Raw genomic sequence first — 15,510 nt, forward strand, 5'->3', positions numbered from 1 at the left:
GCATTTAGATTATGCGATCTTTATTCCAACGACGCTCTTTCGCTAATCGCTGCTTACGCGCTTCACATGGGTCATCGCAGTCACAGACCTTATCAATTCCCATCGCACCTAAACCACCACAGCTACTCGCCATTGATTTCTTTTGCACAATAACACCAACCGCCATTGCAAGTGCGATAATAACTAATAATCCAAATGTAAGGAAAAAAATAGACATAGTGGGCCCCTTAAAAAACTTTGCTAATTATACGTCTTAAACGTTAAGAATGTAACATCGACTTGATTAATACTTGAGCCAAAACAGGTGATGAACGAAATGCAGTTTTAAATGTAGATTTACAAAAACCAATCAGCTGGGTAATAAGCTACACTTTTTACCCAGCTAAATATAAAGTGGCATTAGAGATAAGGCTCAAATGCAGTGCTTGATTGTGTTACCAACCCTTCTGGTGATTTACTGATTAAATAAACTGCCAGATTATGCTGCTCGGCGTATTGCATCGCCTGTTTAGTGCCCATAACTGTTAAAGCTGTTGCTAGGCCGTCAGCTGTCATGGCTGAACTATGAAGCACAGTAACCGAAACCAAATCTTGGCGAACAGGTTTACCGGTTTGAGGGTGAATTAAGTGAGAGTAATGCACACCATCTACATCATAAAATATACGATAATCACCTGACGTAGCCATAGCAATATCATTTACCCTAATTAACTTATGAAATTCGCGTGTACCCGGAGCCGCATCTGGTTGCTCAATTGCCAATACCCAAGGTGAATGATTTGGTTTATGACCAGATGTGCGAATTTCACCACCAATTTCTACCATATAGTTGGTAAGAGAGAGCGAATCCAAATATTCAGCAACTTTATCAATGCCAAACCCTTTGGCTGTAGCTGAATAGCTAATTTCCAGTCCATCAACTTTTTTCATCAAACCTTCGCTAGTAAGAGATAACTTATCAACACCAATTAACTGTTTAATTTCAGCGATCAAATCATCGCTAGGAATGGTCTCAGGACGGTTATCTGGACCAAAGCCCCATAAATCAATTAATGGCCCCATAGTCACATCCAGAGTTCCTGTGCTTTGCCCTAAACGAATAGACTCGGCAGTAACACGGCGAAAATCTTCTGAGATAGTAAAATTCTGACCAGCAGGCAAACGGTTGAACTGATTTATTTCAGAGTCCGGAATGTATGTAGACATTGATTGATTTACGTCTTTTAAAATCTCAGTAACATCACTAAACAAACTAAGTTCAGTTACTTTTTCCTCTGGCACGAACACCTTAATTGTAAAAGTGGTGCCCATTGTCTTTCCTTGCAGCAACACTTCCTGCATTTTTGGTTTGCTAGGTGCTTGATCACAACCAACCAAAAAAGCCATTAATAGGAAAAGAACAGAATATAAGAATCGTTTCATAAGTTTTCAATCTTGCATAAAAAAGCTCCTAAACCATTATAGCTGATTTAGGAGCCTGAATTGTATCGTAAAAGTTTATCTTTTTACGTTTAAATTAACCACCGAAGTCATCAAGTAGGATGTTTTCATCTTCAACACCCAAATCTTTCAGCATGTTAATTACAGCCGCGTTCATCATTGGCGGACCACACATGTAGTATTCACAATCTTCCGGTGCTTCATGATCACGTAAGTAGTTTTCATAAAGAACGTTATGGATAAAGCCTGTGTAACCTTCCCAGTTATCTTCTGGTTGTGGATCTGATAATGCACAGTGCCATACGAAGTTATCATTTTCAGCTTGTAGGCCGTCAAAATCTTCAACGTAGAACATTTCACGCTTAGAACGTGCACCGTACCAGAAGCTCATCTTACGATCAGAGTTAAGACGCTTAAGTTGGTCAAAAATGTGCGAACGCATTGGCGCCATACCAGCACCACCACCTACGAATACCATTTCAGCGTCAGTATCTTTTGCAAAGAACTCACCGAATGGACCAGAAATGGTCACCTTGTCACCTTCTTTAAGTGACCAGATGTAAGATGACATCTTACCGCAAGGTAAGCTTAAATCACGGGGTGGCGGCGTAGCAATACGCACGTTAAGCATGATAATGCCTTCTTCTTCTGGGTAGTTAGCCATTGAATATGCACGGATAGTATCTTCATCAACTTTTGACTCAAGACCAAAGAAGCCAAAGTGCTCCCAGTCACCACGATACTCTTCAGGAATATCGAAGTCTGCATATTTCACATGGTGAGCAGGTGCTTCAATCTGAATGTAACCACCTGCACGGAAAGGTACAGATTCGCCATCAGGAATCGCAAGCTTAAGCTCTTTGATAAATGTCGCTTTGTTATCATTTGAGATAACAGTACATTCCCACTTTTTAACACCGAAAATTGACTCTTCTAATTCAATTTCCATGTCACCTTTTACAGCTACCTGACATGCTAAACGACAACCTTCACGTGCTTCACCTTTAGTAATATGGTCAAGCTCAGTAGGTAGAATGTCGCCACCACCTGAATGAACGTCAACGCGGCACTGACCACAAGAGCCACCGCCACCACATGCTGATGATACGAAAATACCCGCATCAGCTAGTGCGCCTAATAACTTCGCGCCAGGCTGAGTAACGATCGCTTTTTCAGGATCGCCATTAATTCCAATTGTTACATCGCCACTTGGTACTAGCTTAGATTTAGCTGCAATAATCACTAAAACTAACACTACAACAATAGCGATGAACATGCTTACGCCTAATACAACAGTTTCCATCGTATAGTTTCCTCGCTACCTTAAAGTGAAATACCAGAGAATGACATAAAGCCAAGACCCATAAGACCTACGCTGATAAAGGTAATACCTAAACCACGAAGACCGTCAGGAATATCAGCATACTTCATCTTCTCACGAATACCTGCTAGTGCAACAATCGCAAGCGCCCAACCCACACCAGAACCGATACCAAATACCACTGATTCTGTGAAGTTATAGTTACGCTCAACCATGAATGCTACTGCACCAAAAATCGCACAGTTAACGGTAATTAGTGGTAAGAAGATACCCAGCGCGTTGTATAGCGGCGGGAAGAACTTATCCAATGCCATTTCAAGAATTTGAACTAGTGCAGCGATAACACCAATGAAAGTTAGGAACTTAAGGAAGCTTAAATCAGCTTCAGGGTAACCTAACCACTCAAGTGCACCAGGTGCAAGTAAGTTATGGTAAACCAAGTTGTTTACCGGTACTGCAACACCTAAAACAAAGATAACTGCAACACCAAGACCTAAAGAGGTAGTTACTTTCTTTGATACCGCTAGGAATGTACACATACCTAAGAAGAAAGAAAGCGCTAAGTTTTCAATGAAAACCGCTTTGATAAATAGATTAATATAATGTTCCATCTCTTACCTCTTACGCCTTCTCTACTTGGTCTTTCTTATAAGTACGAAGTACCCAAATGAATAAACCAATGATGAAGAAAGAACTTGGTGGAAGAATTAGAAGACCCATTGGCTGATAGAAACCACCTTCAGAAACTAATGGTAAGATTTCAACATCAAACAGTGTACCTTTACCGAATAGTTCACGAATGAAGCCAACAGTAAGTAGAACTACTGAGTAACCAAGACCATTACCAATACCGTCTAGGAAAGACATCATTGGTGGTGACTTCATCGCATATGCTTCCGCGCGGCCCATTACGATACAGTTTGTAATGATAAGACCAACGAATACAGAAAGCTCTTTAGCCGTTGCGTATACAAACGCTTGAAGCGTTTGGTCAACAACGATTACTAACGATGCAATAATAGTCATTTGTACGATAATACGTACACTTGATGGAATATGGTTACGGATCATCGAGATGAATAAGCTCGAGAAAGCCGTTACTAATGTCAATGCAATTGACATGATAAGCGCATTCTTAAGGCTTGATGTTACCGCTAGCGCAGAACAAATACCTAATACTTGAAGTGCAATTGGGTTGTTAGCAAAAACTGGACCCAATAAAACTTCTTTCATTTCTTTTGAATTTGCCATTAGTTCAATGCTCCTTCACGTACTTTCGCAAGGAATGGACCGAACGCTTTATCGCTTGTCCAGAACTTGAATGTGTTATCAACACCTACAGATGTAAGCGTTGCACCTGATAAACCATCCACTTTATGCACGTCAGAACCTGCTGTACCTTTTACGATATCAACTGGTAACTGCTTTTCTTTCCACTGAGCAGTCCATTTAGGGTTTTGGATTTCACCACCAAGACCAGGCGTTTCGTTGTGCTTGTAGAAGTTAATCGCCTTAACTGTTTTAGTGTCAGTATCTAACGCTAAGAAACCATACATAATACCCCAAAGGCCATAACCTTGAACTGGTAAAATAATAGTTTCAACTTTACCGCTGTCATTTTTTGCAAAATAAACTGGCGATTCAGTTGTCATGCGCTGAATACCTGCTTTGTCATCTTTTTTGTCTAATTTAATGCTGCGCTTAGCATCAAATTTAGTCATTTCAAAATCAAAGCTGTTTGGATCAGTTTCAACAAACTCACCTGATTCAAGATTAACAACGCGTGCTTCAATGTTTGCATTAAATGTCGCAGACACATCTTTAACATCAGCAAAACCAGCTGCTGCTAGGATATTACGCTGAACATCTTGTGTTTTGTTTGCTTGCTGTAGTGGACGAAGTTGAACAGCTGCCATAGAAACAACAACCGCACACACTAAACATAAACCTACTACAACACCAAGTGTTTTACCGATAGATTCGTTATTACTAGCCACGAGCCAATCTCCTCTTGATGTTCGACTGAACTACAAAGTGGTCGAATAACGGCGCAAACAAGTTAGCAAATAGAATCGCTAACATCATACCTTCTGGGTATGCAGGGTTTACAACACGGATTAAAACAACCATTACACCAATTAGAATACCGTAAGCCCACTTACCTTTATCTGTGAAAGAAGCAGAAACTGGGTCGGTCGCCATGAAGAACATACCAAATGCAAAACCACCTAGTACTAAGTGCCAATGCCAAGGCATAGCAAACATATTGTTAGTTTCAGAACCGATGCCGTTTAGTAGGAACGATGTTGCAACCATACCAGCAAACACACCTAACACGATGCGCCATGAAGCGATACGGAAATAGATAAGCGCTAAACCACCAATCATAAGTGCTAGTGTTGATGTCTCACCTACTGAACCTTGAATAAAGCCGTAGAATGCATTTAACCATAGCTCCATGTTGTTGTAGTCAATGCTACCAACAACAGCTTGGCCTAGGTATGTTGCACCTGAGAAACCATCTACCGCAGTCCACACAGTATCACCTGAGATCTGAGCTGGGTATGCGAAGAATAAGAACGCACGACCCGCAAGTGCTGGGTTTAAGAAGTTACGGCCTGTACCACCAAATACTTCTTTCGCCATAACTACACCAAAGGTAATACCTAGTGCCACCTGCCAAAGCGGAATAGTTGCAGGCAAGATAAGTGCGAATAGTACCGATGTTACGAAGAAACCTTCATTAACTTCGTGCTTACGAATTGATGCAAATAGCACTTCCCAGAAACCACCTACAACAAATACAGTTGCATATATTGGCAGGAAGAAGCAGGCACCGTAGAACATTTTCGCGCCCCAACCAGAAGTTGCAGTTAATTCACCGCCAAATAGTTGGAATAACGCTACTTGCCATGAATCGCCTAGAGCGAAACCATTTGCAAGCGCGATAGACGCTTGGTGACCAATGTTAAACATACCAAAGAACATAGCTGGGAATGTTGCCATCCATACTAAGATCATAATACGTTTTAGGTCGATATTATCACGTACGTGAGAGCCAGTTTTCGTTACATGACCTGGTGTGTAGAAAATTGTCGCAGCTGCTTCATACAACGCATACCATTTTTCGTGCTTACCACCTGGTTCAAAATGCGGCTCGATATCTTCAAGAAACTTCTTTAAGCCCATGGGATTAACCTTCCTTCTCAATAGTAGTCAGGCGTTCACGAAGGATTGGACCATATTCGTATTTACCTGGACAAACGAAGGTACATAGCGCTAAATCTTCTTCATCTAGCTCAAGTGCACCTAGCGAAATCGCACCATCTAAATCACCTGCGATTAAATCACGAAGTAATAAAGTAGGAAGGATATCTAAAGGCATAATGCGCTCATAGTTACCGATTGGAACCATAGAACGGCTTGAGCCACCTGTTGATGTCGTCATTTTAAATAAACGACTAGGCGCTAAATGCGATAGGAAAGTACGTGTTACAGAGAATTTCTTTGCACCTGGAGCAATCCAGCCAAAGAATTCTTTTTCACGACCTTCAAGTAGTGCTGTGATCTGAGTGTGGTAACGACCTAAGAAAGCATGAGGGCCGTTTGCCGTAGTACCCGAAAGTACTGAACCAGAAATCACACGGTTTTCGCCATCTTCTAACTCACCTGCAACGATATCATCTGTTGATGCACCGAGTTGAGTTTTGATTAAACGAGGGTTTTTAACAGTTGGACCTGCTAAAGACACAACGCGATCAGTGAAGATTTCACCCGTAAGGAAAAGCTTACCGAATGCGATCACATCTTGGTAACCTAAGTGCCATACTTGCTTTTCAGTAGAAACAGCATCTAAGTGGTGGATGTGAGTACCTACTAGACCTGCAGGGTGCTTACCACCGAACTCATGTACTTCTACTTGAGCTACAGATGAAGAAGGAACTGTTGCACCAGGTGCTTTACAAACAAACACTTTACCGTCAGTTAAGCGAGAAACAACCGCTAGGCCTGCTTCAAACGCTTCAGCTTGCTCAGCAATAACAATCGCTGGATCTGCTGCTAATGGGTTAGTGTCAATTGCAGTAACAAAGATCGAGCTTGGCGTTGTATCCAATGCCGGAACTTTACTGAATGGACGGGTACGAAGCGCCGGCCATTGACCTGATTCAACCAGTACTTCTTGCACTTTTGCACGGTCAAGGCTCGCTAACTCACCTGCCGAGAAAGACGCAAAGGTTTCTTGCTCACTGCCGTTAACTTCAATAACAACAGATTGCAAAACACGCTTAGCACCGCGGTTGATTTCTTTAACAACACCAGAGGCTGGTGCAGTATATTTAACGCCAGGGTTCTTTTTGTCTACAAAAAGAACTTGGCCTTTTTTGACTTGGTCATCCACACGAACATGCATGGTAGGACGCATACCAATAAATTCTTCACCCAGCACAGCGACTCGTTTAACGGCAGAACCGTCATGAATCACCTGCGAAGGTGCGCCTTCAATTGGCAAGTCCAGACCTTTTTTTATGTTGATCATACGCACTTGCATTACATTAATGAAAAGAAACTGAAAAATCTTACCATGTACCACCAAACATTCACGAAAGTGCAAATATTAGGCAATACAATCGAATCTATACATATTCCCCGAATTTTAACATTATTTCGGTTGACTATGCGAGTCTAAATTGAAATTTATGCTTACAAATTAAAGCCTAAAATTTGTACTTTACAAGTATCTAAACGTACAAAATCACTGGGCCGATCATCATTACCATTAAATCAATTAGCCAAAAGTGTTACGTGAGAATTTTTCAGGAAAAGAAGATTTATAGAATTGAGAGTTCAGAATGAAAGCGCTGTATAGCACCCAACTTCTGAACTCTGATCGCAAGATTAAAAGTTTATACTAACTCGATATCTGCAACTGGATTAACATCAGCGTCATAGTCTACGCTGTCGATACCAAATCCAAATAACTTTAAGAACTCATTGTGATAGCTAACATAGTCTGTTAAGTCGTCAATTGAATCAGTATCTACAGTGTCCCAAATCGTTTGAACACGTGCTTGAACATCATCTTCCAACTCTTTGTAGTTTTGGAATAAGTGACCGCCATCATCAAAACGTGGATTTTCACCGTAAAGATTTTCACGGAATAAGCCATCGATTTGTTCAATTGTGCCTTCGTACGTGCCATCTTCTTTCATCACTTTGAAAAGACCTGAGATGTAAAGTGGCATAATTGGAATTGCTGAACTCGCTTGGGTTACAACAGCATTTAACGAAGAAACATACGCTTCGCCTTTAAGGCTAGCTGTTTTCTCTTTAATTGCGGCAGCGGCACGGTCTAAGTCTTCTTTTGCTTTACCAATTGTTGCATGCCCATAGATTGGCCATGTTAATTCTTTACCAATGTAGGTATAAGCAGATGTTTTAAAGCCATCAGCAAGCACGTCAGCCTGTTGTAGCGCATCAAGCCACATTTCCCAGTCTTCACCGCCCATTACTTTAACCGTATTTGCGATTTCTTCGTCGTTAGCTGCTTCTACTTTTACTTCATCAATAATACGCTTAGAAGTATTTAAGTTTTTAGTAGTTACAGAATTACCAATTGGCTTAAGTACTGATGAGTATGTTTCGCCAGTATTAGGATCGGTTCGACGTGGTGACGCTAAGCTGTAAATTACCAAATCTACTTTGCCAAGCTCTTCTTTAATGGTTGCAACTGTTTTTTCTTTTAATTCATTAGAAAATGCATCGCCATTAATATTTTTAGACCATAGGCCAGCCGCTTCCGCTTCAGCTTGGAAAGCCGCTGTATTATACCAACCTGCTGAACCAGTTTTCTTTTCTGTACCTTCTTTTTCAAAGAAAATACCAAGCGTCTTAGCACCTGCACCAAATGCTGCAGTAATTCGTGATGCAAGGCCGTAGCCAGTAGATGCACCGATAACTAAAACATTCTTAGGGCCATTTTCTAATTGGCCCTGAGACTTCACATAATCAATTTGCTCTTTTACATGAGCCGCACAACCAACTGGGTGTGCATTTGTACAAATAAAACCACGAATTTTAGGCTTGATAACCATAAGTTAATTCCACTTTTACCTAATAAAATCTTTTAAAATTGTTGCTAGTTTAAAGCAAAGCACTGATAAACAGGTCTGATCAGCAAATAATTTTCACAAAAAAGGGGCTTACGCCCCCTAACATCTTATCTTGTTATCGATTCGAATAATATTCCATTTCCGAAATCTGATGATAGGCTTTCACCTGTTGCAAGAATTCAGAGTAAGAGCGCCAAACTTTTGCCACAGCTTCATCATTACGTGCTTGCTCACTAATTACTTCCATGGTCGCCGCTTTAAGCGCCTGCATTACTTCTGGAGAAAATTTACGAAGCTTCACATTATGCTTGTTCTTAAGTTGATCCAGTGCTGTATTATTGCGAGCTGTGTATTCATCAAGCATATCTTGGTTTGCTGTGCGCATTGCTGATGTGACAATCGCTTGTAAATCGTTTGGTAATGAAGCAAACGCTTCTTTATTAATTAAAAACTCTAAGTTTGCACCTGGCTCATGCCAGCCCGAGTAATAATAAAACTCAGCTGCTTTATTTAAACCAAAGGCTAAGTCGTTGTATGGACCAACCCATTCCGTCGCATCGATTGCACCCGTTTGTAATGCGGTAAAAATCTCACCACCGGTAAGAGAAAGTGGCACACCACCGAGTTTTTCAAGTACTTCACCGCCTAAACCCGGAATACGCATTTTTAAACCTTTTAAATCCTCAACGCTATTCACTTCTTTTTTAAACCAACCAGCCATCTGCACACCGGTATTGCCACCAGCAGCAGGGATTAAGTTATAAGGTGCGTAGAGCTCTTTCCATAATTCCATACCACCACCGTGGTGCAACCAGCCGTTAACCTCTTGTGCATTCATGCCAAACGGAATTGCCGTAAAGAATTGCGCTGCAGGAATTTTACCTTTCCAATAATAGGCTGCACTGTGCCCCATTTCAGCGGTACCGCTCGATACGGTATCAAAGACCTCAAAACCCGGTACTAACTCGCCCGCGCCATAAACTTTAATTTTTAAGCGGCCATTACTCATGGCCTCTACGTTTTGCGCAAAACGCTCAGGGGCGGTGCCAAGTCCAGGGTAGTTTTTTGGCCAACTGGTTACTAATTTCCACTTAAACGTTTGTTGGGCTTGTGTTGCATTTGCTTTTGCATTACTTGCTTGTTGTTCTTGACCACAACCACTTAAACCAATTGCCAAGGCAATCGAAGTGATCAGTGTACTTATTTTTTTCATGCTTCCTCCATGCGTTCCATTGCAATAATTTTATGAATAAAGCTGGCTAGGTAACCAAGTCACTAAACTTGGGTATGCAGCCATTAACGCTAATAAAATCAATTGAATAATTATAAAAGGTATCACGCCTTTGTAAATTTGCGAAGTTAACACTGTTTTAGGTGCAACACCGCGCAAATAAAATAATGCAAAGCCGAATGGCGGCGTCAAGAATGACGTTTGCAAATTCACGGCTATCATAATGCCAAGCCAAATTGGATCAGCTCCCATCATCAGTAAAATAGGTGCAACGATTGGCACCACTACAAACGTAATTTCAATAAAATCTAAAATAAAGCCGAGTAAGAACATCACAATCATTACCACAAGCATTGCACCCAATAAACCACCAGGTAATGCTTCAAACATCTCAGCTATTAACTCTTCACCGCCAAAGCCTCGAAACACTAATGAAAACAGTGATGCACCAATTAGAATCATAAATACCATTGCGGTTACTTTCGTGGTGCTTTGCATCACCGCATTCAAATTGGCAAGATTAAACTGCTTTTGCCAAATAGCTAAAATAATGGCGCCAAATGCCCCCACTCCAGCCGCTTCTGTCGGTGTAGCAATGCCAAATAAAATGGAGCCAAGTACAATAAAAATCAGCATCAATGGCGGTACAAGCGCAACAAACAGAGACACTTGCTTACGTTTTTTAATATGCTCAATATCTTCATCAAGTAATGCTGGGACTTGTTCCGGTTTAAGTATCGCAACAAACACGGAGTAAAGAATATAAAGCCCCACTAAAATCATGCCAGGGATCACTGCGCCTGCAAATAAGTCCCCAACGCTGACATTCTCAGGTGAGAAGATACCCATATTTAGCTGTGCTTGCTGATAACTACTGGATAACACATCACCCAATAATACCAATGCTATTGAAGGTGGAATAATCTGACCAAGCGTGCCGGTTGCTGTAATAATGCCGCAACTATATTGCTCACTGTAGCCACGCTTTAACATTGTTGGTAAAGCAAGTAGACCCATAGTAACAACTGTGGCGCCAACAATGCCGGTACTTGCAGCCAGTAACATGCCAACTAACGTTACCGCAATGCCCATACCCGCCTTACGTTTACCCATAACCACAGCCATGGCATCCAGTAAATTTTCAGCAACTTTTGATTTCTCTAGCATGACACCCATAAAAACAAATAACGGCACGGCAATTAAAGTGCTATTCGTTACAATACCAAATAAGCGGTTGGGCAATGCGTGCAGAAACGCACCATCAAAAATACCAAACAGACTGCCAATACCGGCAAATATCAGAGCAGTACCAGCAAGTGAAAATGCCACAGGAAAACCTAATAGCAGCACTAAACAAACGCATACAAAAAGAAGAATTGCCATGTATTCCATTACACTTTCTCCTTTTCGAGTAACACATTTAAACTTTTACAAATCTCACTCACACTTTGTATCAGTAAGAGAATACTCATCGCTGGAATTAAGCTTTTAAGAAGATAGACAAACGGTAAACCGCCAGCCTCTTGCGATTGCTCTTTTATTTGCCAAGACACTGAAACGTAATCAAAACTCACTAGCAAAACAAAAATAGCCACAGGCCACAGCAAAATTAAATGTCCAAATAGGTTCACTAGGGCTTTTTTGAAGGGGGAAAAACGGCGGTAGAACACATCAACACGCACATGCTCATCATGTTTGAGTGCATAACTGCATCCCAACATAAACAGATAGGCATGGAGATAAAGTACAGATTCTTGCAGTGCAATCCAGCCAAGGCTAAAACCATAGCGTAATAGCACAATAGCAAACATCAATATCACCATGGCAAAGCTAAACCAAGCAATGCTGCGCCCAATAAAATCAATAAATCTATCTATCTTATGCGCTATTTTGAGTAAAGTTGTTGAAGACGAATTGGAACTGACTGCATCCATGTTAATTATTATTATCGTTTCAAAAGGGAAAATGTAACACTTAATTAACAGGGTTAAAAGTCCAACCTGTTAGGCTTTCTAGGTTGGACAAGAGGACAAAGGCATAAGCCTTTTTATTTAAGAATCAAATTTAGAGCCACCTAAACATTTTGGCGAGTTTGGAATATCGGCATTTTGCCATTGTGTTGGTGTATAAGTATGAATCGCCAGCGCATGAATATGGTGTGCTAATTCGTCCGCTAACACGTCATTGATCATACGGTGACATTGCAGTAAACGTTTACCTTCAAAGTCATTGCTAACAATGACCACTTTAAAATGCGACTCAGTGCCTCGGCTATGCATATGACTTTCATTTATCACTTCTAAATGTTCGTATGAAAACGCGCTTTTTAGCTTAGACTCAATTTGCTCTAACATCGACATAATTTAATTCTCATTAAAAGTTTTCACCATTATACGCCACAAACAGTGCGAAAAGTCAGGTTTATTCGACCATCAACAACCCTTTTTTGCACCGGTAAAGAATGCTGGTAATTTTCCTGGCTGCGCCCCGTCATCAGCAAACAGCTACCATTAGCCAGTGGCAAGTCGGTGACCTGCTTTGTACTATTTTCTCTTATTTTAAATTTACGTACAGCACCGAGTGAAATAGAAGCTATGGTTGGTGAAAAACCAAGCTCAGCTTCATTATCAGCGTGCCACCCCATTTTATCCTCCCCCGTTCGATACCAATTGAGTAAAACAGCATTAAATTGTGTGCTAAACCAATTGTTTAAAGTATTTTTTAGGTTAAGCACACTGCCTTGCCACGGCTCAGGCAAAAACAACTGATTGGAGTAGCGATACCCTGTCCCCTCGTCCCCCATATAAATTTGTTTACGGGGGATCTTGTGTTCCTTGTTAAAAACGGTAAGTGTAGGTTGTTGCCAATTAAGGCAGGCAAGTTGTTGGTACAAAGCATTTGCTTTTGATTCGGTAATAAACTGCTCAAAATAATAAAAATCTGGCAAAACTTGCTTTGCCCTATTTATTCTTTCAATGCTGTTAGAATCATTCCAAGCCATGATAAACTATGCACCTTTACAACTAAATTTATAACGTGATATGTCGCAAGCCCCTTCAGACCAACAGGTAAATGAAATCGCACAACTAGGCGATAAAACCTATACGCTTTCTCGCTTTCCGCTTAAACAAAAAAATGCGAGTCTACAAGCATGGGATGCTGCTGACGAATATTTAGTTAATTATATTGAAGAAAACCTACAGGTCACAAGTAACACAAACGTTCTTATTATTAATGATGGCTTTGGCGCCCTTGCATGTGCATTTAACCATACAACCATCTACCATTTAAATGATTCATTTGTTGCTGAACAAGCCGCTCAATACAATTTAGAGCAAAACCAGCTAAATAATGACAATACTGTTTTTCTAAAAAGTTTAGATACATTGCCTAACGAGATTGATTTAGTACTGATAAAAGTACCGAAAAACGCAGGCTACCTCACCTTTTTACTGAGCCAATTAAGCAAGATTTTAAAGCAAGGCACCCCGATTATTGCGGCTGGTAAGGTAAAAGACATTCACTCATCTACTATTCAATTATTTGAACGCTTCTCAGGGCCAACAACAACCTCATTAGCGGTGAAAAAATCGCGTTTAATCTTGAGTAAACAACACAACAAGCCACAAGAAAGTAAGTTTCCAATTACTTGGCCTCTTGAAAAAACGCAGTTTACCATCACTAACCATGCTAATGTCTTCAGTCGTGATTCATTGGATATAGGCGCTCGCTTTTTTATAAACTACTTGCCTCAAGGCAATAAAAAACAGCGCATTGTCGATTTAGGTTGTGGTAATGGTGTAATTGGTTTAACAACGCTTGAACGCTGCCCTAATGCACAACTTACTTTTGTAGATGAATCAGCCATGGCGGTCGCATCTGCAAAACATAATGTTGCGACTAACTTACCGGAACAACTAGAAAACTGCACCTTTTTGCACAATGACTGTCTGACAGGTGTCGAACATAACTCAGCGGATTTAATTTTATGTAATCCACCCTTTCACCAACAACAAGCCGTTACCGATCACATTGCATGGCAAATGTTTGTTGATAGCTTCCGCTGTTTACGTGAAGGTGGTGAATTACGTATTGTTGGTAACCGTCATTTAAATTACCATGAAAAGTTAAAACGCCTATTTGGTGGCTATAAGCTATTAGGTTCAAATAAGAAATTCGTCGTTTTAAGCGCTAAAAAGAGAGCATTATAATCATGAACTCAAAACTAAAAATCTCCCTTTTCACACTAACATTGGGTTTAATGGCTGGCTGTAGTTCAACAACGCAGCAATTTATTTTCAGCCCAAATTACACACAAACCCATCAAAAATCTGCACAACAAGATGTCAGCTTATCTGTCAATGATAGACGTGCCAGCTTCACCACAGTGACCATTAAAAATAGTGATGGCACACAGGCACTTGCAGATAAGTACATTGCAGATTCAATTAAGCCAGCCATTGAGCAGGCATTAGCACAGGTTGGCGCTGACAATAGTGGCATGGGCAAAGCACTTGATGTCAACATTCAACAGCTAAACACTACAATTGTTCAACAGTTACATAAACACAGCACCACCACAAAAGCTGAGTTAGAGGTTGTAATTGAAACGACCGAGCATCGCTTTGCAAAGCGCTATAAGGGGAATAAACAAAGTGAAGCACCGCTTGGGTTTGATAAAGCTAAAATCGAACAACAAGTAAATCGACTTATTGAAGAAATGATTACCCGTATTGTGACCGACCCTGAATTTATTACTGCCGTTAATCGCTAGGAGCAACGTTTATGAAATACATATTGACCCTATTACTTGTTGTTGCAAGCTTTGCAAGTAGCGCTAACCTGGTTAAAAAAGGTGAATTTATTCAAAAAGATAACGCCTACCCAATGGTCAAACTCACAACCACAATGGGCGACATTGTAGTTGAACTTGATCGCCGAAAAGCACCGATTACTGTTAATAACTTTTTAGGATACGTGGTCGATGGTGGCTACGAAGATACTGTTTTCCATCGCGTTGAACATGATGCCGAACAAGAGCGAGACTTTGTTATTCAAGGTGGTGGCTATGATAAAAAATACGATGGCGCTTATATGGGCCCAGAAATTCCAAACGAGAGCGGCAATGGTTTAAAAAATGATATGTACACCATCGCAATGGCGTATCAAGATCGTAAGCCCCATTCAGCCACGCGCCAATTCTTCTTTAACATGAATGACAATGATCATTTAAACCCAGGTCGAGAGTGGGGTTTTGCAGTATTCGGCTATGTTACTGAAGGTACTGAGACGCTTGATAAAATTATGCGTGTTGAGACAGGTTGCCATGATAAACTTGGCTGGTGTTTTGTGCCAAAAGAACCCGTTGTTATTTTAAAAGCGCAAGTGCTTGAGCCTCTGCAATAAAA

17 protein-coding genes are annotated in these 15,510 nt (G+C 40.8%); 3 read left to right on the top strand and 14 right to left on the bottom strand.

Annotated features, from left to right (window positions below):
* Positions 1-4: 4 nt before the first annotated feature.
* From nqrM to OM33_RS14425, 14 genes are all read right to left on the bottom strand, one after another.
* Complete coding sequence (gene nqrM, locus OM33_RS14360; protein WP_010561776.1) at positions 5-217, bottom strand: (Na+)-NQR maturation NqrM; 213 nt, start codon at positions 215-217, stop codon at positions 5-7.
* A gap of 182 nt (positions 218-399) precedes the next feature.
* Entirely contained in the window at positions 400-1,422 is a 1,023-nt protein-coding gene (locus tag OM33_RS14365; RefSeq protein WP_038642715.1) for an FAD:protein FMN transferase, read from the bottom strand.
* A 94-nt stretch (positions 1,423-1,516) separates the two neighbouring features.
* Positions 1,517-2,743, bottom strand: coding sequence for an NADH:ubiquinone reductase (Na(+)-transporting) subunit F (gene nqrF, locus OM33_RS14370; protein WP_038642717.1), 1,227 nt, complete (start codon positions 2,741-2,743; stop codon positions 1,517-1,519).
* A gap of 20 nt (positions 2,744-2,763) precedes the next feature.
* Entirely contained in the window at positions 2,764-3,372 is a 609-nt protein-coding gene (gene nqrE / locus OM33_RS14375; protein ID WP_038642719.1) for an NADH:ubiquinone reductase (Na(+)-transporting) subunit E, read from the bottom strand.
* Positions 3,373-3,382: 10 nt separating this feature from the next.
* Positions 3,383-4,012: an NADH:ubiquinone reductase (Na(+)-transporting) subunit D gene (locus OM33_RS14380; protein ID WP_038642721.1), complete on the bottom strand. Its 630-nt coding sequence runs from the start codon at positions 4,010-4,012 to the stop codon at positions 3,383-3,385.
* A complete protein-coding gene (locus OM33_RS14385; protein WP_038642723.1) occupies positions 4,012-4,758 on the bottom strand; it encodes a Na(+)-translocating NADH-quinone reductase subunit C in 747 nt (248 codons plus the stop codon). The genes OM33_RS14380 and OM33_RS14385 overlap by 1 nt, the downstream gene beginning before the upstream one ends.
* Complete coding sequence (locus tag OM33_RS14390; protein ID WP_038642725.1) at positions 4,751-5,950, bottom strand: NADH:ubiquinone reductase (Na(+)-transporting) subunit B; 1,200 nt, start codon at positions 5,948-5,950, stop codon at positions 4,751-4,753. Before OM33_RS14390 ends, OM33_RS14385 begins: the two co-directional genes overlap by 8 nt.
* Before the next feature lie 4 nt (positions 5,951-5,954).
* Complete coding sequence (locus OM33_RS14395; protein ID WP_038643448.1) at positions 5,955-7,298, bottom strand: Na(+)-translocating NADH-quinone reductase subunit A; 1,344 nt, start codon at positions 7,296-7,298, stop codon at positions 5,955-5,957.
* A gap of 367 nt (positions 7,299-7,665) precedes the next feature.
* On the bottom strand, positions 7,666-8,853 hold the full coding sequence (gene fabV / locus OM33_RS14400; protein WP_038642727.1) for an enoyl-ACP reductase FabV: 1,188 nt from the start codon (positions 8,851-8,853) through the stop codon (positions 7,666-7,668).
* Positions 8,854-8,986: 133 nt separating this feature from the next.
* On the bottom strand, positions 8,987-10,084 hold the full coding sequence (locus OM33_RS14405) for a TRAP transporter substrate-binding protein (RefSeq protein WP_052141028.1): 1,098 nt from the start codon (positions 10,082-10,084) through the stop codon (positions 8,987-8,989).
* A 30-nt stretch (positions 10,085-10,114) separates the two neighbouring features.
* The gene (locus OM33_RS14410) at positions 10,115-11,494 is read right to left on the bottom strand and encodes a TRAP transporter large permease (protein ID WP_038642729.1); all 1,380 of its coding nucleotides are present in this window, start codon (positions 11,492-11,494) and stop codon (positions 10,115-10,117) included.
* Entirely contained in the window at positions 11,494-12,036 is a 543-nt protein-coding gene (locus tag OM33_RS14415; RefSeq protein WP_038642731.1) for a TRAP transporter small permease subunit, read from the bottom strand. Before OM33_RS14415 ends, OM33_RS14410 begins: the two co-directional genes overlap by 1 nt.
* Before the next feature lie 117 nt (positions 12,037-12,153).
* Positions 12,154-12,462 carry a BolA family protein gene (locus OM33_RS14420; protein WP_038642733.1) on the bottom strand — a complete coding sequence of 103 codons (309 nt, stop codon included), beginning with the start codon at positions 12,460-12,462 and terminating at the stop codon, positions 12,154-12,156.
* A gap of 29 nt (positions 12,463-12,491) precedes the next feature.
* The gene (locus OM33_RS14425; protein WP_038642735.1) at positions 12,492-13,103 is read right to left on the bottom strand and encodes an alpha-ketoglutarate-dependent dioxygenase AlkB family protein; all 612 of its coding nucleotides are present in this window, start codon (positions 13,101-13,103) and stop codon (positions 12,492-12,494) included.
* A 40-nt stretch (positions 13,104-13,143) separates the two neighbouring features.
* Here OM33_RS14425 and OM33_RS14430 point away from each other — a divergent pair, with 40 nt between their 5' ends.
* Genes OM33_RS14430 through OM33_RS14440 form a run of 3 tightly spaced genes read left to right on the top strand, consistent with a single transcriptional unit; the run spans position 13,144 to position 15,508 of the window.
* Complete coding sequence (locus OM33_RS14430) at positions 13,144-14,313, top strand: methyltransferase (RefSeq protein WP_052141029.1); 1,170 nt, start codon at positions 13,144-13,146, stop codon at positions 14,311-14,313.
* A gap of 2 nt (positions 14,314-14,315) precedes the next feature.
* Positions 14,316-14,876: a YajG family lipoprotein gene (locus OM33_RS14435; protein ID WP_038642737.1), complete on the top strand. Its 561-nt coding sequence runs from the start codon at positions 14,316-14,318 to the stop codon at positions 14,874-14,876.
* An 11-nt stretch (positions 14,877-14,887) separates the two neighbouring features.
* Positions 14,888-15,508, top strand: coding sequence for a peptidylprolyl isomerase (locus tag OM33_RS14440; RefSeq protein WP_038642739.1), 621 nt, complete (start codon positions 14,888-14,890; stop codon positions 15,506-15,508).
* Positions 15,509-15,510 lie beyond the last annotated feature (2 nt).

The organism is Pseudoalteromonas piratica (assembly GCF_000788395.1).
In the GTDB taxonomy this organism is placed as follows: domain Bacteria; phylum Pseudomonadota; class Gammaproteobacteria; order Enterobacterales; family Alteromonadaceae; genus Pseudoalteromonas; species Pseudoalteromonas piratica.

Bases quoted from the DNA above. Each gene is read 5' to 3' on its own strand.
- nqrM (WP_010561776.1), bottom strand. From the start codon at position 217: ATGTCTATTTTTTTCCTTACATTTGGATTATTAGTTATTATCGCACTT.
- OM33_RS14365 (WP_038642715.1), bottom strand. From the start codon at position 1,422: ATGAAACGATTCTTATATTCTGTTCTTTTCCTATTAATGGCTTTTTTG.
- nqrF (WP_038642717.1), bottom strand. From the start codon at position 2,743: ATGGAAACTGTTGTATTAGGCGTAAGCATGTTCATCGCTATTGTTGTA.
- nqrE (WP_038642719.1), bottom strand. From the start codon at position 3,372: ATGGAACATTATATTAATCTATTTATCAAAGCGGTTTTCATTGAAAAC.
- OM33_RS14380 (WP_038642721.1), bottom strand. From the start codon at position 4,012: ATGGCAAATTCAAAAGAAATGAAAGAAGTTTTATTGGGTCCAGTTTTT.
- OM33_RS14390 (WP_038642725.1), bottom strand. From the start codon at position 5,950: ATGGGCTTAAAGAAGTTTCTTGAAGATATCGAGCCGCATTTTGAACCA.
- OM33_RS14395 (WP_038643448.1), bottom strand. From the start codon at position 7,298: ATGATCAACATAAAAAAAGGTCTGGACTTGCCAATTGAAGGCGCACCT.
- fabV (WP_038642727.1), bottom strand. From the start codon at position 8,853: ATGGTTATCAAGCCTAAAATTCGTGGTTTTATTTGTACAAATGCACAC.
- OM33_RS14405 (WP_052141028.1), bottom strand. From the start codon at position 10,084: ATGAAAAAAATAAGTACACTGATCACTTCGATTGCCTTGGCAATTGGT.
- OM33_RS14410 (WP_038642729.1), bottom strand. From the start codon at position 11,494: ATGGAATACATGGCAATTCTTCTTTTTGTATGCGTTTGTTTAGTGCTG.
- OM33_RS14415 (WP_038642731.1), bottom strand. From the start codon at position 12,036: ATGGATGCAGTCAGTTCCAATTCGTCTTCAACAACTTTACTCAAAATA.
- OM33_RS14420 (WP_038642733.1), bottom strand. From the start codon at position 12,462: ATGTCGATGTTAGAGCAAATTGAGTCTAAGCTAAAAAGCGCGTTTTCA.
- OM33_RS14425 (WP_038642735.1), bottom strand. From the start codon at position 13,103: ATGGCTTGGAATGATTCTAACAGCATTGAAAGAATAAATAGGGCAAAG.
- OM33_RS14430 (WP_052141029.1), top strand. From the start codon at position 13,144: ATGTCGCAAGCCCCTTCAGACCAACAGGTAAATGAAATCGCACAACTA.
- OM33_RS14435 (WP_038642737.1), top strand. From the start codon at position 14,316: ATGAACTCAAAACTAAAAATCTCCCTTTTCACACTAACATTGGGTTTA.
- OM33_RS14440 (WP_038642739.1), top strand. From the start codon at position 14,888: ATGAAATACATATTGACCCTATTACTTGTTGTTGCAAGCTTTGCAAGT.